At 48.8% G+C, this 18,697-nt stretch carries 14 protein-coding genes; 5 read left to right on the top strand and 9 right to left on the bottom strand.

The features are described from left to right. Nucleotides 1–98: 98 nt before the first annotated feature. From AM1_RS20010 to AM1_RS20030, 5 genes are all read right to left on the bottom strand, one after another. Nucleotides 99–491, bottom strand: coding sequence for an AbrB family transcriptional regulator (locus AM1_RS20010; protein WP_010475670.1), 393 nt, complete (start codon nucleotides 489–491; stop codon nucleotides 99–101). A gap of 1,299 nt (nucleotides 492–1,790) precedes the next feature. After that, nucleotides 1,791–2,777, bottom strand: coding sequence for an extracellular catalytic domain type 1 short-chain-length polyhydroxyalkanoate depolymerase (locus tag AM1_RS20015; RefSeq protein WP_012164719.1), 987 nt, complete (start codon nucleotides 2,775–2,777; stop codon nucleotides 1,791–1,793). Nucleotides 2,778–2,963: 186 nt separating this feature from the next. Next, complete coding sequence (aspS, locus tag AM1_RS20020) at nucleotides 2,964–4,751, bottom strand: aspartate--tRNA ligase (protein ID WP_012164720.1); 1,788 nt, start codon at nucleotides 4,749–4,751, stop codon at nucleotides 2,964–2,966. Nucleotides 4,752–5,271: 520 nt separating this feature from the next. Then, nucleotides 5,272–5,472 (bottom strand): hypothetical protein, encoded by a 201-nt coding sequence (locus AM1_RS20025; RefSeq protein ID WP_012164721.1) that lies wholly within the window; start codon nucleotides 5,470–5,472, stop codon nucleotides 5,272–5,274. A 55-nt stretch (nucleotides 5,473–5,527) separates the two neighbouring features. Next, entirely contained in the window at nucleotides 5,528–6,184 is a 657-nt protein-coding gene (locus tag AM1_RS20030; protein WP_012164722.1) for a DUF1361 domain-containing protein, read from the bottom strand. 103 nt (nucleotides 6,185–6,287) lie between these two features. Here AM1_RS20030 and tsaB point away from each other — a divergent pair, with 103 nt between their 5' ends. Next, the gene (tsaB, locus tag AM1_RS20035; protein ID WP_041660038.1) at nucleotides 6,288–6,929 is read left to right on the top strand and encodes a tRNA (adenosine(37)-N6)-threonylcarbamoyltransferase complex dimerization subunit type 1 TsaB; all 642 of its coding nucleotides are present in this window, start codon (nucleotides 6,288–6,290) and stop codon (nucleotides 6,927–6,929) included. Nucleotides 6,930–7,018: 89 nt separating this feature from the next. On the opposite strand, the gene AM1_RS20040 is transcribed toward tsaB, so the two are convergent. Next, on the bottom strand, nucleotides 7,019–7,183 hold the full coding sequence (locus AM1_RS20040) for a Sec-independent protein translocase subunit TatA/TatB (protein ID WP_012164724.1): 165 nt from the start codon (nucleotides 7,181–7,183) through the stop codon (nucleotides 7,019–7,021). Nucleotides 7,184–7,207: 24 nt separating this feature from the next. Next, complete coding sequence (psb27, locus tag AM1_RS20045) at nucleotides 7,208–7,618, bottom strand: photosystem II protein Psb27 (RefSeq protein ID WP_012164725.1); 411 nt, start codon at nucleotides 7,616–7,618, stop codon at nucleotides 7,208–7,210. Nucleotides 7,619–7,750: 132 nt separating this feature from the next. Between psb27 and cbiD the strand changes: the two genes are divergently transcribed. The 3 genes from cbiD (at nucleotide 7,751) to AM1_RS20060 (ending at nucleotide 11,060) form a co-directional block, all read left to right on the top strand. Further along, on the top strand, nucleotides 7,751–8,899 hold the full coding sequence (gene cbiD, locus AM1_RS20050) for a cobalt-precorrin-5B (C(1))-methyltransferase CbiD (RefSeq protein ID WP_012164726.1): 1,149 nt from the start codon (nucleotides 7,751–7,753) through the stop codon (nucleotides 8,897–8,899). A gap of 144 nt (nucleotides 8,900–9,043) precedes the next feature. Continuing rightward, on the top strand, nucleotides 9,044–10,669 hold the full coding sequence (gene guaA / locus AM1_RS20055) for a glutamine-hydrolyzing GMP synthase (protein ID WP_012164727.1): 1,626 nt from the start codon (nucleotides 9,044–9,046) through the stop codon (nucleotides 10,667–10,669). Between the two features lie 79 nt (nucleotides 10,670–10,748). After that, complete coding sequence (locus AM1_RS20060) at nucleotides 10,749–11,060, top strand: hypothetical protein (protein WP_012164728.1); 312 nt, start codon at nucleotides 10,749–10,751, stop codon at nucleotides 11,058–11,060. Between the two features lie 23 nt (nucleotides 11,061–11,083). Here AM1_RS20060 and AM1_RS20065 read toward each other — a convergent pair whose 3' ends face one another. Continuing rightward, entirely contained in the window at nucleotides 11,084–13,291 is a 2,208-nt protein-coding gene (locus AM1_RS20065) for a hybrid sensor histidine kinase/response regulator (RefSeq protein WP_012164729.1), read from the bottom strand. Between the two features lie 311 nt (nucleotides 13,292–13,602). On the opposite strand from AM1_RS20065, the gene cobN reads away from it, so the two are divergent. Continuing rightward, complete coding sequence (gene cobN / locus AM1_RS20070) at nucleotides 13,603–17,409, top strand: cobaltochelatase subunit CobN (protein ID WP_012164730.1); 3,807 nt, start codon at nucleotides 13,603–13,605, stop codon at nucleotides 17,407–17,409. An 82-nt stretch (nucleotides 17,410–17,491) separates the two neighbouring features. Here cobN and AM1_RS39895 read toward each other — a convergent pair. Further along, nucleotides 17,492–18,609, bottom strand: a protein-coding gene (locus AM1_RS39895) for an IS630-like element ISAcma30 family transposase (protein WP_148215677.1) whose coding sequence is annotated in 2 segments (ribosomal slippage) — nucleotides 17,492–18,195 and nucleotides 18,195–18,609 — 1,119 coding nt in all. Because the reading frame shifts where the segments join, the coding sequence is not laid out codon by codon here. Between the last annotated feature and the right edge of the window lie 88 nt (nucleotides 18,610–18,697).

Below are 18,697 nucleotides of genomic sequence, written 5' to 3' on the forward strand. Positions count from 1 at the left end.
TAAGTAGCTAAGCGCACATCAATGGTGCTGGAGCAGTCTTGGAAAGTAATTATAAATCTAATTGTTGTGCCTCTGACATAGATTGGGGCAATTGCGTCCTAGTCTTCATCATCGGTAATCTGTTTTAAATGGATATGCTTTCGTCCAAGGGAAATTTCAAACTCGTCGCCAGGAGCCAACTCCATCTGCTTGGTATAGGTAGACCCAATCAGCAAATTTCCATTAGATTGAACGCTGATTCGGTAACTAGCATTGCGACCACCCCGACCATTGCCATTTTGGCTTTTGCCATCTAATTCTACGCCTTCAGCATCAATCAACGCATTGAGAAATTTCATCATGCTAATGCGTTCTGACCCATCCTCATTTAGGGTAAAGTAACCGCATTCTTTCGCCTTTTCTTCACGACTTAGGTCTTCAAGTTGTTTGACCTTCTCAACTAAGGCTTGTCCGCTTAAAGGCGTCTTACCTTGTTTTTGCTTTTTAGCCATGAGTTTATCAATCCTATTCTGCAATATCACCTGTTGAGACAAGCATAATATATGCTGCTTCTTGTCATCAATAAAGCACAAATGTAATCGCTAAATTTTTTTTAGACCAAATGCATAGTTTCCCCCCTTGACTTGAATGAGATGCGGCGATGATTATCTATCAAAATTTAGGAAAAATGCGAGAATAACAGTCTTGGTGAGTTTTATGAAGAAAATAAATGATATTTTAGGCTGCTCACTAATAAAACTCTCTTCTGCTGAAGACATGCTATTTTCTCTCCCCCTAAGTCTGTGAACCTTCTCATCTATGAGCTTGAAATCCCACTATTAAGGAATGAAGAGCGGGATTTCTTTGTTAACAAAATAGCAATAAACTCTATAGTTTTTCACGTATAGGGACCTAATCTCAAGGGATAAGTGTGGATAGATATTAGGTTATTTAGAAGTATATCGAAGTGCGATATACTGCCCGCCCGTAAACTAACGGTTGCCGGAGGTCAGGGGCTGCCGACTACTATGTGTAGTTTCAAAAAAGCCGATTAAAACGGCTACCATAAATATCAGCTCATCTACTGTCCAAAATAGGTCAGATTTCTAGCCCATAAACTGAGATTGAGCATCGAGTTTATAGATTTTGCCATTGGCCACAATGATAGGTCAATCTGAAAGGCAACTTTCTGAGAATAAGTAAAAATAGTTACAGGAATAAAATAGATGCTCAAGCAAAATTGTAGTCAATATTGGCTCTCCGGGAATTAGCGTGGTAGCCGCTAGATATAGTGTTTAGGTCACATCAAATGTCTGATACCCATTGAGGTCGAGAGAAATCCTTTGGAAGAGTCTTTCAATATCGAAAATACCGTAGTCCTAGAAATTCCCTGTGACCGTGTTTGTATCTTCAATCTGTGAGTCTACATCTAATAGGCTACTTAGCTCCAGTTCCGCTTTAAGTCGTTCGATAGCTTGCCGGAATGGGATACTTCTTATAATTCACCCAAATCTCCAGTGTTGGTATCGTACTTGTCGATTCAGGCGTATAAAGTACTTTTTGGACTTCAGTACAAAGACACTCTGATGTTTCCCAGCGAAGTCATAGAAGTCGATGAGTAATGGAAAGTGTCCTTTCATAGATTATGAAGTGATTTTCGACCAGCCCAGACTATACTACTGCACGTAATCCTTTTCCTCTAACTTTAGGCGTATGCTGATCCGTCCAGCCAAAAGCCATCATTAACCAGAAAAATAGTTTGATCATCAGCAGCAGCAATCGCTTAAGCGTGAATTTTCGCTCGTTCTTACTTACCGCGAATGTTTGAGGAAAAAGTCAATAATCATGGCACTCGCATTGATATCCTTCGACACCCTGCCAATCAATTTGGGTCTCAGGTACTGCGCACCACCAGGCCAAGTGTGCCCCCCACCAATAACTTTTACAAGAGTCACCTCAGTCTGATCAGCACACCCCGTATATTGTTCCATCTCAACCCTTGTATTATCGTTAGGATCCTTATTTGGAAGTAATGTTTTCTTGGACTTAGCGTGACAGTTGTTGCGAAGACGAAAATGTTCAATGGTGTTGGCTGTGGAGAGTATTTCACCGCGACTGCGGCCAAACTTAAACAGACGAACATGCCCACCCTGATAAGGCACAATCGGATCCTCGGTTCCGTTGATGATCATGACTGAAATCGGCTGATTAGAAGTCTTATGCTGCAGGGCGAGGGGAAGTTGTGCAGTTACAGGTGCGATCGCAGTGATTTTGTCCGATAGATCTAACGCCAAGCGTACTGACATAAACCCACCATTAGAAATACCGGTAACGTAGACCCGTTGGGCGTCAACGCCATAGTCATCTATCATGCGGTCAATGACTTTAGAAATAAAGCCAACATCATCGTGGGATTTATTGCGCTTCAAATGCTGCGTTCGCCCATCACTCCATTGGCGGTTCATACCATCTGGGAAAACCAAAATGACGCCTCGCTGGTTAGCAATGGTCTTGAACTGGCCTTGAGAAAGCGCTTGATCAAACTGGCGTCCTGTTCCACCTCCTCCATGCAGGGCCAATACCAATGGCAGTGACTTCTGTCGGTTAAACCCTTCAGGTAAGTAAATATGATAGGTTCGCTGGATGCCTTCATGCCTAACCCGTTCCGTCAGGCTTTTGGCAGAATGGATCTTTGAGTTTGGGGGAGTTATAGAACTGGCCTGGCATCCGACACACAATAGAATGGATGACGCCATCACACAAACGCCACACCCAATGGCCTGTTCAAATCTCCTCATATCAGCGACTCCTCTGCATCTTTTGACAATTGGGTGACTTGAGTCTCTCACCTAAGTGAGTTTCACCTAGGCTTAGACTTGCTGAGAAAGAGTAGGGTTCAATTCAGGCCAGGCCGTTTGGATTTTAAGCGGATCAAGAGATGTCCCTTACAGATGGTTTTTACGGTTGGAGCAGCAGGATGACCACTAATTTTTAGGTTCAGCCGTGGATTTGATCTGCAATTCTTTAAGCTGCTTCTGATCCACACTGGAAGGTGCTTGTGTTAGCAAACAGCGAGCCTGCTGGGTTTTGGGAAATGCAATTGTGTCTCGAATCGATTCTTCACCACTGAGGAGCATCGCCAAACGATCAATGCCATAGGCAATCCCACCGTGGGGGGGAGCACCAAAGTTAAAGGCATTCAGCAAGAACCCAAATTTATCCTGAGCTTCTTCCTCTGATAAGCCAATGGCGTCAAACACTCGCCGTTGTAAATCTGCTTGATAAATCCTCAGGCTCCCGCCGCCAATTTCTAAGCCGTTATAGACCAAGTCATAGGCTTGGGCACGGGCCGTTTTTAGATCCGCTTCATCTTCAGGGTAAGGCGCTGTAAAGGGGTGGTGGAGCGCCTCAAGCCTCTTTTCATCGGCGTTCCACTCAAACATGGGGAATTCGGTAATCCATAGCAGATCGATTTGGTCCGGATCAATCAGCTTCATTTCTGCGCCCAATGCCAATCGTAATCGGGAGAGAGAGGCGTTCACAATTTCTGTGGGACCTGCGCCAAACAGGAGTAAATGACCTGGCTTGGCTCCCGTTCGCTCTAGCAATTCTGCTGTTTGCTCTGGTGATAGATTATCTTTAATGGCTCCAATCGTATCAATCGCACCATCGTCTTTAACCCGGATATAGGCAAGACCTTTAGCCCCACCTGCACTGGCTTCAGAGAATAAATCACCACCGGGTTTAATGCGAACGTTGGAAATCTTGGCATTGCCATCAGGGATAGGTAGAACTTTAACTTGTCCGCCTTTTTTAATCGCCCCTGAGAACACCTTGAATCCTGAATCTTCGAGCAGATCAGAAACATTGACTAACTCCAGATCAAACCGGGTATCTGGACGATCGGTGCCAAAGCGTTCCATGGCTTCGGCATAGGTCATCTGTGGGAATGTCTTCGGCAAGTCAATATCTTTGAGGGTCTTGAAGACATGCCGCATTAAGTCTTCATTGAGCTGAATGATTTCCTCTTGGGACATGAAGCTCATTTCCATGTCCAGCTGCGTAAATTCAGGTTGGCGGTCGGCTCGTAAGTCCTCATCCCGGAAACAGCGGGCAATTTGGTAATAGCGATCAAACCCAGACACCATCAGCAATTGCTTAAAAATCTGAGGTGACTGAGGCAGGGCAAACCATTCTCCCGGATTGGCTCGACTGGGTACCAAGTAGTCTCGTGCGCCTTCAGGGGTGGAGCGAGTTAAGACGGGGGTTTCAATATCTACGAAGTTCTGCTGATCTTCCAAATAGCGACGAATCGATTGAATTAACCGATGCCGCATCATGATGTTTTGATGCATGCGATCGCGTCGCAAATCCAAATACCGATACTTGAGGCGCAGCTCTTCTTTGACCGATTCCACATCAGCCGTAGAGACCTGAAAGGGCAACTGCTGGTGAACCGCATTGAGCAGCTCAATCTGATCAGCGTAGATTTCAACTTCTCCGGTGGGCAAGCGAGGATTGAGGGAATCATCCGGACGACGACTGACCTCACCATGAATCCGAACCACATACTCATTTCGGAGGGCATCTGCTTGGGGATAGGCTTCAGGGGTTCGTTCCGGGTCACTGACAATTTGGATCAGACCCGTTCGATCGCGCACGTCCAAAAAAATCACGCCACCATGATCTCGACGGCGATCTACCCAGCCACAGAGGGTAACCCGTTCACCCACATGATCATTTCGTAATTCACTGCAATAGTGGGTTCGCATACCTGATTGATCCAGCTCCCTCTTCAAACAACAAGATTCCCCAACTCAGGAGGAAATTATCATTGCACCTTGGCAAACTCACCTATTATCGCAGCTATTAACCTTGGATTTAGATCCGGATCAAAATCTATGAGAAAGGTTATTTTCTTGGGACTTCCTAGCTTCTCAAGGATCAAAATAGGAGTGGTGACTCTGGGTAAAAACTACCCCTTCTCATTGCCAACGTTCCTGGAACACTTGATAAATAGGGCATAGTTTCTAATCACAGCTAAATCCCAAAACGATTCATCTTGCATGGGGTAAATGAATCGTTTCAACTGATTAGCCCGTTAGGAAAAAGAACACTCCCAAGTCCAGCTATGGACGACTCTGCCAAACGACTGATGAGCACACGCAAATATTACTCAGACTGTAATATGGTCCCCGTTCTAGAGTTGCTATGTTTGGCTAGGGTTCCTACTTCTACTTGCGCTTAAGCTTTCGACCCTGAGGTTTTTGGGGTGCCTCATGCTCTCTCCTTTTATTCAGCATCATCGGGATTTTCTTCAGATGGAATGGGAGCCCGTTCTACTAGCCCCATAGTGAAGGCTTCATCTGGCAGCTCACTCACCTTATAACGCCCAGGTTGAAACATCCGGCTCGGCGTTAGGCAAAGCTGTTTCAGAATCACAATCTCATTTTGCAAATATGCATCCCGAGACAATCGACGTTCTAAAGGCATCACTGATTCTCCACATGGGGTTCATGCCCCTATTCTGGCATGACCCAACCAGGGTTCAATACAGATCTTGATCTGGCGCCAAACCTCGGTTCGCTCTGCGAACATGCTGAACCCTCAACACAAGACCCAGGGTAATTTGTTTCATGATCCAATAGAACAGAATCAGCACCACCACAGTAATTAGAACCACGACAACCGGAAACTTTGAAGTGAGTTCATTCATGCTGACCAGCAAGACGTTTTTGGGATTGGTGATCAGATCCCAGCTGTTGAAGCGGATAAACCGCCCCAGATAAATGCCAATGGCACAGAGAATATGCACCAGAATCTCTGCCCCCTTCACAAACTGACCTGCCCCCTGTTTCTTCAGGTAATGTCCCTGATTAATCAAAGAGACGACATAGGCTTCAAACCCCGCCAAAATCGCAAAAGTATGGAGGGGGATAAAAAACAAGGTGACAATCCAAATCGATTCCGTACTGCGCGCTGCCCCCACTAAGTGAATAATGTCTGTTAGCAGATAGGGGGCATTGGGTAAAAAGGCAATAAATGAAACTAACGCAATCCACCAGACCAGGGTTCGCGACTGATGGGGCCATCGAAACAGCCAAAAACTCAACGTCATGGGAATAAAGGCCAAAAAAAGATTCCAGACAATCCAACCGCTATATCCGTTAAATTCTCCTAAATATTCGCCCAGAATGCGTTCCATAGTCCTATTGTGATTGTCCTGTCTACTGCGAACTGCAAGGTCGTGCAACCATCATCCCCTGCCTTATTAGAATGAGAAGGTGATCATTATCACGAAGTTCCAAATGCACGTTCTTGGCCTCGATACGACTAGCTCAGCGTTAACCTTAGGGATCTCCAACTTTGCGCAAATTAACCGTTATCAAACCTGGGATTTAGGCCGTGATATTTCCATTCACCTTCATGACTATTTAAAGGACTTCCTAGCGCCCCTCTCTTGGTCTGACTTGGGGTGGCTAGTAGTTGCTCAAGGCCCTGGCAGCTTTACTGGTACCCGTATTGGAGTGGTAACAGCACGAACCTTGGCCCAGCAGCTCAACATTCCTCTTTACGGTGTTTCCACCCTGACGGCTCAAGCGTATGCCTATGCAAGTAGCCTATCAAAAGTACATGAGGATGAGCTGATAGCGGTGGAGTATCCGGGACAGCGTGGATCAGTCTATGGCAGTCTTTTCACTTGGGACGCATCTACTCAGGCGTTATCGACCTACAAACCCCTCCAGTACGTTGAGCTAGAGGTGTGGCAACATCTTCTATCCACTGAGAAGATTCACCATCATCTCTACCCCGACACCGTTGACCCCCAAGGCATTTGCCAAGCCATGATTTCCTTAGCCCATCAACGATGGCAGGCTGGGCAGCAACCCACCTGGCAAGAAATTCTGCCCTACTATGGCTCTCTCGCAGCAAGTCCACCCTCACGCTAACCCATCACAATATGCAATACCCCCCTTTTCTCAGGTAGAGAAAAGGGGGGTATTGCATTAAACCCAGAAAGGATTGCTGCTGGGCAAATCTAATCTTCAGTTGGCTCTTCTTCTGAGTCACCCTGTAATTCGTCTTTAAAACCTCTCAGGGATTTCCCTAACGAGGCACCGAGTTCAGGTAACTTCTTGGGACCAAACAGGACAACTGCCGCAAGGGCAATGAGTCCAACTTCCAACCAACCTAAACCAAACATATGCAGATTCCTTCAAAGAGGGGGTTAAGCAGCATTTTCCCGTTTGAGGGCAATCTTAGCTTGTTTGAACTCTTGCTCCAAACGATCCTTGAGTCTTTGAGGTAGAGGACGATTGGGATAGGAGTTATAGTGTCCAGCTAAGCCGTTTAATGCCGTTGCCATGGTCATAAAGGAGGCAGACCCTGCTAATTTGGGCTTGCGACGATACCGAGATACATACTCACTAATCAGCGCACCGGCTGCTGCTTGATTTTCTGCTTTATTGGGATCATCATCAGGCAAGGTGATCGCGTTACTGAGGTTGTCAATCACGTAAATGGTGTCTTGCTGATAGTCACCCGATAGAAGGGTCTCAGGAGAGAGAAGCGAGCAACCAGTTAAGAACATCGAGGCTACAAGCATTAAGCTGAGTAGACGGGAGACAAAGCGCTTCATAATGATTATGGGATCTCGTATAACAAAATAATGACGTGGGATTTTGATTGACTCCGGCCTGTCAAAAAGTCCACAGTTTTAAAGGATAAAACATTACTGTTCTGAATGCTCTGGCAAATGGGGCATTTCTTCATGCCAACTCCTCCACCCCGCGCTGGCTATACTTTACCCGTTTTTGCTTGCGCTGCTGCGATCGCAGCCCTGCATCACCTCTACGACTCAATTGCGCCTTCCCAGGTGACCCTGGATTTAATCAATCCTCCGCAGTCTGTTGAAATCCCCATTGAACAGGTCTCAAAATTAGGGCCTCGTCAGGCCCTAGCGATTACCCGTAGCGATCCCGGCGATAATTTAGACCTAACGCGTCATACTCCGATCTGGGCCCTGGTGGAATGGGCTTCACCCGAGCAAACTGAATCAATTGTTCTACTCGGAGGAGAGGGGGTTGGTATCAATCGAAACCAAGGCGATCAAGCTGCCATCTACAGCTATGCCCAACAGCTTCTGTACATCAACTTGGAGCAACATCTCCAGCCAGGAGACCGAATTCAGGTTACGCTGATCTTGCCCGAGGGGCGGGCCTTGGCCAAACGCACCTCCAATGAGGCATTTGGGGTGGTGGAAGGGTTGTCTTTACTAGGAACATCAGGGATCTCTCAGCCCTTGAGTGCCCCTCAACAGTTAGATCAATTTCGACTTGAGCTTCAACAGAAAGCGATTGATCAGAAACATCTGGTGTTTTGTGTGGGGGAGAATGGTCTAGATATTGCTCGTACTTTGGGCATTCCTCCCGAAGTTCAGATCAAAACCGCCAACTGGTTGGGGCCGCTGTTAGTAGAAGCTGGCTTTCAAGGCGTCTCTTCCGTTCTATTACTGGGGTATCATGGCAAACTGCTGAAGCTGGCGGGGGGGATTTTTCAGACTCACCACCATTTAGCAGATGCACGCTTGGAAATTTTAACGGCCTATGCCGCTAATTTAGGACTGCCTTCCCCCCAGATTCAATCCCTATTTGCCAGTCCAACAGCCGAAGCAGCGCTGCAATTCTTAATGAATTTCGATCACCAAACCCAGAATCGCTGGGTGGACACTGTCTATGGGGCCATAACTCAAAGAATCGATGTGCGATCGCAAACTTATATCCATACCCATTGCGATCGCACCGTCCAAGTGGGTTCAGCACTCTTTAACCGCAACCGCCAACTGTTTGCAGTCAGTGCTTTCGGCACCCATTTACTGCAGCGTTTTGTCAGCAATCCCCAGATTGACTTAAACTTGTAAAAATATTTATACCTATTTTCAAAGCCTCCACAGTATATTCTTTCATCGCTAGTTATCCATACTTCGGGTTCTAGGGTTTTCTAATTTTTTGTTTAACTTTTCTATCTAAACCCTGCCCCCTCATCACTCAAAGGGATACCTTCCGTGCCTTCTCAGACCCAGCAACCTCTCTCTGCTCATCCTCAAGACTCCACATTTGCCCAGACCCCTGTCGACCGGCAAATGATTGTCATTCTTGATTTTGGCTCCCAGTACTCTGAACTTATCGCTCGTCGCATTCGCGAGACCCAAGTCTATTCAGAAGTATTGTCTTATCGCACATCTATAGAGCAGCTACGACAGCTTAATCCCAAAGGCATCATCTTGTCCGGTGGTCCTAATTCTGTCTATGCCCAACATGCTCCTGCTTGTGATCCCGAGATTTGGAACCTGGGTATTCCTGTGTTAGGGGTTTGCTACGGCATGCAGCTGATGGTGCAACAGTTGGGTGGGCAGGTAGAAGCCTCTGACGCAGCCGAATATGGGAAAGCCTCCCTAATTATTGATGACCCTACAGATTTACTCACCAACGTCGAAGATCAAACCACCATGTGGATGAGTCATGGAGATTCCGTGACTGCTCTACCGGAAGGGTTTAAAGTCTTAGCTCACACCGCCAACACGCCTCAAGCTGCCGTTGCCCACCATGATCGCCAGCTCTACGGCGTCCAGTTCCACCCTGAAGTGGTGCACTCTCAAGGGGGACAGGCCCTGATCTGTAACTTTGTCTATCATATTTGCGAATGTGAGCCGACTTGGACGACAGAGGCTTTTGTTGAAGAGGCCATTCGCGAAGTTCGGGCCAAGGTCGGGAATAAGCGGGTGCTACTGGCTCTTTCCGGCGGCGTAGATTCTTCGACCCTAGCCTTTCTTCTCCATAAGGCGATTGGCGACAACTTAACCTGCATGTTTATTGACCAAGGGTTTATGCGCAAGCTGGAACCTGAGCGTCTAATCAAGCTATTTCGAGACCAGTTTCACATCCCCGTGGAATATGTGATGGCTCGCGATCGGTTTTTAGAACGGCTGAATGGCATCACCGATCCAGAAGAAAAGCGCAAACGGATTGGCCATGAGTTTATCCAAGTGTTTGAAGAAGAATCCCGACGGCTAGGCCCCTTCGACTACCTCGCCCAGGGCACCCTCTATCCTGATGTGATCGAATCTGCCGACACCAATGTCGACCCAGCCACAGGGGAACGAGTGGCCGTCAAGATTAAGAGTCACCACAACGTCGGTGGACTTCCGAAAGATCTGCGGTTCAAGTTGGTCGAACCCTTGCGGAAGCTCTTCAAAGACGAAGTCCGTAAGGTCGGTCGCTCCCTCGGGTTGCCAGAAGAGATTGTCAACCGCCATCCATTCCCAGGACCCGGCTTAGCCATTCGGATTATTGGGGAAGTCACAGCAGAACGTCTGAATATTCTCCGGGATGCTGATTTAATTGTGCGCCAAGAAGTCAATCGATCCGGAAATTACAGTGAGTTTTGGCAAGCTTTCGCGGTATTATTGCCCGTCCGTAGCGTCGGGGTGATGGGGGATCAACGCACCTATGCCTACCCAGTGGTGCTGCGGTTTGTCTCTAGCGAAGATGGCATGACCGCAGACTGGTCCCGTGCTCCCTATGAACTCTTGGAAACGATTTCCAACCGTATCGTCAATGAGGTGAAGGGCGTCAATCGAGTTGCCTACGATATCACCTCCAAACCTCCAGGAACCATCGAATGGGAATAGAGCATCTTCACGGTATGTTCGCCAAGCCTGGCCACAAGGGCTGATAATAGTGTTATTCAGTACAATGACACGTTAGAACATGACTAGTGGTGAAACCACAACTCAATCGAGTGACTACTTAGACGAGATACAGCGCATCGTGTATGCTCAGGCTCAGCGATCCGAAGGTGAGTCTGCTGAGTTACTACAGTTGCTGCGGTTGCTAGAAGCAATGCATCAGCGTATTCGGGAAGACTTATTCATTAAGACTTTACCCACCAATCGGCAAGCGTTACATCTGCTACTCCGGGAAATAGAAGCCGAGGGAGGATGGCCTTATATTCCTCGGATGCGCTTAAAATCTTTGATGGCAAATCTCTATGCTGAGGAAGCCACAAAAGAACTAGAGTAACGGGTGATGGAGTTCTAGAGCAGCTAGAGCACAGACGCAGACTTCAATAACACATTCACTTTGCGCAACAGATCTTCGGGTTGCAGAGACTTCAGTAAGTAAGCATCTGCACCCAGGCTTAAATACCGCTGATGATCTTTGGAAATCCCTTCCTGGGTGAGGACGATGATTTTGATCTTATCCGTGCCTGGTAGCGCTCTTAGGCGACGAATTAAACCCAGGCAGCCTTGGGCTGGCAATTGGGCATCCACAATCACGGCAATCGGCTGCAGCAAGCGGATTTGGTCAATGGCAGCGGACGCTTCAACCATCCAAATCACCTGATAGTTTGCTGCTGTCAACATATCGCACAGCAGGGTCGCATCCTCTTCATGGCCTTCTATCAACACTATGCGTCCAGCTGATAGGGGTTGAGATGAGGTTTCTTGTTGAAACAGAGCCGATTGATTCGGTAACTGAACTGTAAAAATTGACCCTTGTCCTTCCTCTGAACTGACATCAATCCACCCTTGATGCAGGGTCACACATTGCTGGGCTAAGGCTAGCCCTAAGCCAGCCCCTTCGTAGGTGCGATGATAGGACCCATCTAATTGCTGAAACTTTTCAAACAGGTGGGGCAGTTGACTCGAAGAAATGCCAATGCCCGTGTCTTCTACCTGGAACACAACGGTATTGGTTTCAACCCATACGCGCAACGTTACCTTCCCCCCCATGGGCGTAAATTTAATGGCGTTATCCGTCAGACTGATTAGAATTTGCTGGACTCGCCGTAAATCAGCAATAAATCGGTCTCGCTCCGGGGGAATCTTCAAATTAGCCTTGAGCTGCACTTGATGGGCATCCGCCTTATCTCGCATAACTTGCAAGAGCTGTTGAACTAAGGTAGTGAGGGAAAAATCACTGACGTTGAGGGTGGCTTTACCGGATTGCACATGGGAGAAATCCAGAATGTCATTGATCAACTCCAGCAAATGCTCGCCGCTGTCATGAATCGTTTGTAGGCAGCTCCGTTGCTTATCTGTCAGGGGGCCTAAAGACCAGCGCAATAAAGTAGCCGACATGCCAATCACGCAGGTGAGCGGCGTGCGTAATTCATGGCTCATGGTTGCCAAGAAATCGCTTTTAGCCTGATTTGAAGATTGTGCTGCGAGCAGTGCAGCATGGAGTTCTTGAGTGCGTTGTTCTACCTGCTTATCTAAGGTTTGCTTATGTTGCCGAACTTGATCCTGCAAAGCAGCCTGATGAATGGCAATGGCAACATGTTCAGCCATTCGCTTCAGTAAATCTTGTTCTTGAACCTGCCATTGGCGGGGGTGAAGGCACTGGTGAGCAATTAATAGGCCCCAGAGTTCAGACTTGACCAAGATTGGGGTCACCAGCAATGCTCTCACTTGAATTGAGTCTAGAACCTTTGCTAAGGGTTCAGAGACGGAATCATTTTGCAGAACATCATGGATCGCTAAGGTATAGCCCTGCTGATATTTGAGCAGAGACTCAGATGAAGCGATGCCCCACAGCTGTTCCTGATCAGATAACACAGAGGGCAACTCAGAAGAGGCCAAGGCTTCATGGACGACGGAGCCTGATTGAGCAGAAACCGGATGATGAGACTCAGCACCAGAGGGAGCAGTCGGCGACAGTTGATAAATCAGTAGACGATCGGCCTGGAGCAGATGACGGAGCTCTTCTACCACCATCGACAAAAGGGCGGGTAATTCTACCCCTTGGCTCAGCTGAGAGATAATTTGATGGCTGAGACGTTCCTGATTTGCGGTGGGGTGGAGGGTCACCTCCGGGGCTAAGGGAACCGCTTCTGCTCTAGGACCTGGATACATCGCCGCGAGGGAGAGCAGCGTAAATTGTCCCTGAAGCTTGGCATCATTATTTTTGCGAGACTGACGCTCTCGAACTTCAGTAATCCGCTGTTGAAGCGGGGACCCCGCAGGGCAATGTTGGTAGAGGCGCTCCAAGAATGTCGTAATGGCCATTGGTTCAAACGTCAGCTTGAGTTGAGCTTTCTCCGCTTCATAGACCAAGGCACTAAAGCTTTTTGAGGTGAGGACGGTAAACCGCTGTGTCTCCGGAACCATCGCTCCAACCTCCACGCTGGTGAGGAGTTTGGCAACACCAGGAACAGACCGCACCATATCTGCTAGAGACAAGCTCAATTGCGGATAGACGTGCTGCGGCAAGGTATGCTCAAATATTTCTGGTGCTGAAACAGGCATCATCCAGTCTCCTGCACTTGTATCCAGCTTCCCCCGGAGAAGCCTGATGGCTCTTCAAATTCGTGGATACTTTTTCTATGGCATGAACGACTTTAAGTGGCTATCGACATTCACCAACCTAAATTTACCGAGTAGAGATAAGATCATGACGGTTTAATGCCATGACTAATCTGTTTCTATCGTGAACTAGCCTAGATTGGGGAAGTTCAACTGATTTCTTTAAGGCTTTCAATTATTCGCAATATTTGCGTAGAGTCCTTCGTAATCATGTTTACGGATCAGATTCACAGTTCATTGATGGAAGGAGAAAGCTGATGCATCGTCTGGCCGCTATGCCTGGGGGGTGGGAGACAGGTTCAACGGATGGGGTGATTTTTGTTGAGCAGACTCCAGCGCCCATTGTGGTACTGACGGCAGCGGATACGGATATTCAAGTGTTGGCCCAGGCGCAAGCACGTCGACCCGATCAGGCTCCTTCTATCCGGGTTGCTAACTTATTGCAGCTCCAACAGCAGCTCAGTATCGATCATTATGTGGAGTCGGTGTTAAGCCAGGCTAAGGTGATCATTATCCGGCTGTTGGGAGGGCGGGCTTATTGGTCCTATGGTTTGGAGCGGGTGAAAGAAACGGTTGCCCAGACAGGAGCCCATCTCTATGTCTTACCGGGAGACGATCGCCCTGATCCGGATCTGATCAGCCATTCTAATGTCGGGCTATCCGCCGTACATCAGCTTTGGCAGTACTTTACGGAAGGGGGAATTGAGAATTGTGGACAAGGATTACAGTTTATTGCCCGTCATCATTTCGACTCAGGACTGGACCCCTTACCCCCTCAACCCGTCCCCCGTATTGGTCTTTTCCCCATTCATTTGCCCCAGCCAGGGCTGGAGTCTCAGCCGAGGGTGGGTTTGCTCTTTTATCGAGCCCACTATTTAGCCGGTAACGTGGATGCGATCGCATCCCTCTCCCAAGCTTTAACCCAGAACAATCTCACCCCCGTTCCCATCTTTGTGCAATCCCTCCAGGATCCAGCGGTACAGGCTGAACTCGTGGCATTGCTCAACCCGCCAGACCAGCCGGGTATCAGTCTTCTGCTGAACACCACGAGCTTTTCCTTGGCAAAACTGGCTGCTGAAACCCTGAACTTGGAACTCTGGCAGCAGCTGGATGTGCCGGTTCTCCAGGTGATTTGTAGTGGAGGCACTGTCGAGGGATGGCAAACCCAACTGCGAGGTTTAGCACCTCGGGATATGGCCATGAATGTTGCCCTGCCAGAAGTGGATGGTCGGATTATTAGTCGAGCCGTCTCGTTTAAGGCAGTTCAGACCTACAATGCTCAACTTGAAACCGATGTGGTCAGCTATCAGCCCGTGGCAGATCGGATCCAGTTTGTGGCAGCCTTGGCGGCCAACTGGGTGAAATTGAGGCATTGCCATCCATCCAAACGACGAATCGCCTTGATCTTGGCGAACTATCCCACCCGCGATGGTCGTCTTGCCAATGGCGTAGGGCTCGATACCCCCGCTAGCTGTATTGCCATTTTGCAAGCCATGCAGACCGCTGGTTATACCTTAGAGGGACTGCCAACCGACGGCGATCAGCTGATTGAGTGGCTCACCATTGGGGTGACCAATGATCCAGAAGGCTGGCCCCTGCGAAAGGTCTATCAGCAGCTTTCTTTAGCGGATTATGAGGCCGTATTTACCCAACTGCCCTCGGGGGTGCAAGAGCAGATGTGCGATCGCTGGGGACTTCCTAGTCAATCTGCCCCAGAGGGCCACTTTGTCATTGCAGGGATCCAGCTTGGCAATATCTTTATCGGCATTCAGCCTGCCCGAGGCTACGATATTGACCCCAGCCTCAATTACCATGCCCCAGACTTAGAACCCACCCACGGCTATTTAGCCTTCTACATCTGGCTACGACAGCAATTCCAGACCCATGCGGTGATTCATGTAGGCAAGCATGGCAACCTGGAGTGGCTACCGGGGAAAAGCATTGCCTTGTCCAACACCTGCTATCCCGAAATTGCCCTCGGTCCCTTGCCCCACCTCTATCCCTTTATCGTCAATGATCCAGGGGAAGGAGCCCAGGCCAAACGTCGCGGCCAGGCAGTCATCCTTGATCACCTAACGCCACCCCTCACTCGGGCCGAACTCTATGGTCCCTTGCAAAAGCTGGAAGCCTTAATTGATGAATATTATGATGCCCAAAGTTTAGATCCAAGGCGGTTGCCGGTGATCCGCGATCGCATTTTGGCTCTTGTGCAATCCGAACAGCTCGATCAAGAGCTGGGCATTGCTCTCTCTTCAGAGGATCCAAGCGGATTAGAGGTCCTACTCACCCAAGCCGATGGCTATCTCTGTGAGCTAAAAGAAGCTCAAATTCGAGATGGGCTGCATATTTTTGGCGCTTGCCCGCAGCAGACTCAGCTACGGGACTTAGTCGTGTCTTTAGCCCGCCAACCCAGCCCCCATCACCAGGGCCTGACCCGCACCTTAGCCCAGGTTTGGCAGCTAGACCTGGATCCCTTGATCGCCGATCCGGCCCAGCCTCTCACGTCTAGACAGAAAGAAGTTTTGGGCCAAAAATCAGATGCCCTACATATTATTGGCGATGTGATCGCAGTTCTTGAAACGGAAGCAGCAGCGTTCGTCGAACAGCTCCTCGCCTCAGACCCAGTTGATCTATCTCAATATCCTGAAGAGCTACAAGCAGAACTGAAATGGATTCGCGACAGTTTACTCCCTCGGCTATACCAAACAAATCAGGAAATTACCCATCTTCTACACGGCTTAGACGGACGGTATGTCCCTAGTGGAGCCTCAGGTGCCCCAACTCGGGGACGACCGGATGTTTTACCCACCGGGCGCAACTTTTATTCCGTCGATATTCGGGCTTTACCCACAGAAAGCGCCTGGGATGTGGGCCGCAAAGCCGCTGAAGTCTTGGTAGAGCGCTACACCCAAGATCATGGTGAGTATCCCCGCACCCTGGGGCTATCCATGTGGGGCACCGCCACGATGCGGACAGGTGGAGATGACATAGCTCAAGCCCTGGCCTTATTGGGCGTCCAACCCATCTGGGAAGGACTATCGCGACGGATGATCGATTTTGAGATATTGCCCCTCTCCCTGCTGGGCCGTCCTCGTGTAGATGTTACCTTACGGATTTCAGGGTTCTTCCGGGATGCCTTCCCCAATTTGATTGATTTATTTGATCGAGCGGTCAATGCAGTGGCCAACCTAGATGAACCGGATCACGGCAATCCCCTGATATCCCAAGTTCAGCAAGAGCAGCAATATTGGCTGGCGGAAGGGTTGAGTGCTGAAGTAGCAGAGGTGAGATCGCGCTACCGCATCTTTGGCTCTAAACCCGGTGCCTATGGGGCAGGCTTACAAGGCCTGATTGAATCCCAAAACTGGACCGACGATCAGGACTTAGCTCGGGCCTATATGAACTGGAGCAGTTATGCCTATACGGCTCAATCCTCCAATTCATCTGCCGAAGCACCTGAGCAATTTGCCCCGGAAGCCTTTAGCCAACGTCTCAGTCAAATGCAGATCGTCCTCCATAACCAAGACAATCGCGAACACGATTTACTCGACTCCGATGACTATTATCAGTTTCAGGGGGGCTTAGCGACAGCTGTAAGGGCCATCCAGGGCCAAAATCCTGAACTCTACTTTGGGGATCATGCAGTTCCCAGCCATCCTAAAGTGCGAAAACTCCAGGAAGAAATTGCCCGGGTCTATCGGTCTCGGGTAGTGAATCCCAAATGGATTGCTGGAGTGATGCGCCACGGCTATAAGGGGGCATTCGAAATGACGGCGACAGTGGATTACCTGTTTGCCTATGATGCCACCACCCATTGTGTGGCCGACCATATGTATCAAGGGGTAGCGACTTCCTACCTATTTAATCCCCAGGTGCAAGAGTTTATCCAAGCAAAAAACCCCTGGGCTTTGCGGGATATGGCAGAACGCCTGCTGGAAGCCCATCAGCGAGGGCTGTGGCAGCAGGCGGATCCAGAAACGGTATCGGAGTTGAGATCGCTCGTCAACCAAGCGGAAGGCATCATCGAGAACAAATCGTTGCCCCAGCCGGATCCTTCCCTTTAATATTTCCCTGGGAGTCCAACGTTCTTTAGGGACTTTAAACATGTCAGACAAAGGTGAAGGCACTACTGCTTCGCCACAGTGATTATGACAGGATAGTTTGGGGATAGAGTCGGCTGAGTTTAGTTCGTGCATCATCCACCGTAAACAACCAATTAACCGTTGCCTTATCATGGTTCCGCCTTTTTTCCCATGCAGTGACCTCGTACCGGAGTTGTTCAATATCAGGAATCCGCCGATTTAAGCATTGCCTCGAAAGGGCAGAGAACTCAAACTCAATCATATTGAGCCAACTGCCATGTTTTGGGGTGTAGTGAAACTGAATACGCTTGAGAATCCGCAAGGCTTCATCTGGATTGAAGGTTTTGTAAAGTGCTGCGGGAGAATGGGTATTGAGATTGTCCAAAACAACATGTAGCTTGTCAGCCTGGGGAAACAGACCATCCACTAGATATTGCATGCAAAGTGCAAAATCTTCGCTTTTGCGATGCTCAGTCACCTTCAAATGTCGCCAACTTTTGAGCGGTTGAAAAAAGCCAAATATATTACAAGTGCCCTTCCGCTCATATTCATGGTCGTAGCGTTGAGGACGACCGGGCTTCGGTGGACGGGGCACCCGGGTTTCGCCAATCAGTTGGCAAGGCCGTTCATCAAAACAAACAACAGGCTCATCAGGATCGTAGGGTTGGGCATACCAATCTAGAACGTTCTCCATCCGCCAAACAAAGTCTGCGCCTACAGTAGAAAAACACCACTGCTCTTTTAGCCAAGGCTTAAGCTGTTTTTTTCGAGCGTACGTCGCACAGTTTCATCCGATAGGCTTTCGACGACTTTAAGTTCAACCAGCCGTTCTGCCAATAGCTGCATGGTCCACCGGCAACAACCGGTTGGTGGGTCGCTACAAGCTGTCGCAATTAGCAAGGCCTCTGCTTTGCTATCGAGCTTCTTTTGCCCTCCTGGTCTGGGACGCTCATTGAGGGCAAATTCCACACCACCTTCAACAAATTTCTGGCGAGTACGATGCACGGTAGAGATGCCTGCATTGAGCATTTGAGTAATGGTATCGTCTTTGTGTCCCTCATCTGCCAACATCAAAATCTGGGCTCGTTTCATTTTTCGCGCTGACAGGGTTCTACGTCGGGTGAGTTGTATCAGCTCACTGCGTTCTTCAGGCGTTAGCGTCACAATATATTTGTCAGGCATGATTAGTTGGCTAAAAACAGCTAGATTGTTGCTAGCTTACCTATCCAATTCAGTGTGGTCGAGCACTACTGTTTAAGGTCAAGTTATT

The organism is Acaryochloris marina MBIC11017, from assembly GCF_000018105.1.
GTDB lineage: Bacteria > Cyanobacteriota > Cyanobacteriia > Thermosynechococcales > Thermosynechococcaceae > Acaryochloris > Acaryochloris marina.

Coding starts and splice junctions, on each gene's coding strand:
- AM1_RS20025 (WP_012164721.1), bottom strand. CDS start 5,472: ATGCCTTTAGAACGTCGATTGTCTCGGGATGCATATTTGCAAAATGAG.
- cbiD (WP_012164726.1), top strand. CDS start 7,751: ATGCCAACTCCTCCACCCCGCGCTGGCTATACTTTACCCGTTTTTGCT.
- tsaB (WP_041660038.1), top strand. CDS start 6,288: ATGCACGTTCTTGGCCTCGATACGACTAGCTCAGCGTTAACCTTAGGG.
- aspS (WP_012164720.1), bottom strand. CDS start 4,751: ATGCGAACCCACTATTGCAGTGAATTACGAAATGATCATGTGGGTGAA.
- AM1_RS20030 (WP_012164722.1), bottom strand. CDS start 6,184: ATGGAACGCATTCTGGGCGAATATTTAGGAGAATTTAACGGATATAGC.
- psb27 (WP_012164725.1), bottom strand. CDS start 7,618: ATGAAGCGCTTTGTCTCCCGTCTACTCAGCTTAATGCTTGTAGCCTCG.
- AM1_RS20040 (WP_012164724.1), bottom strand. CDS start 7,183: ATGTTTGGTTTAGGTTGGTTGGAAGTTGGACTCATTGCCCTTGCGGCA.
- AM1_RS20065 (WP_012164729.1), bottom strand. CDS start 13,291: ATGATGCCTGTTTCAGCACCAGAAATATTTGAGCATACCTTGCCGCAG.
- AM1_RS20010 (WP_010475670.1), bottom strand. CDS start 491: ATGGCTAAAAAGCAAAAACAAGGTAAGACGCCTTTAAGCGGACAAGCC.
- AM1_RS20015 (WP_012164719.1), bottom strand. CDS start 2,777: ATGAGGAGATTTGAACAGGCCATTGGGTGTGGCGTTTGTGTGATGGCG.
- AM1_RS20060 (WP_012164728.1), top strand. CDS start 10,749: ATGACTAGTGGTGAAACCACAACTCAATCGAGTGACTACTTAGACGAG.
- cobN (WP_012164730.1), top strand. CDS start 13,603: ATGCATCGTCTGGCCGCTATGCCTGGGGGGTGGGAGACAGGTTCAACG.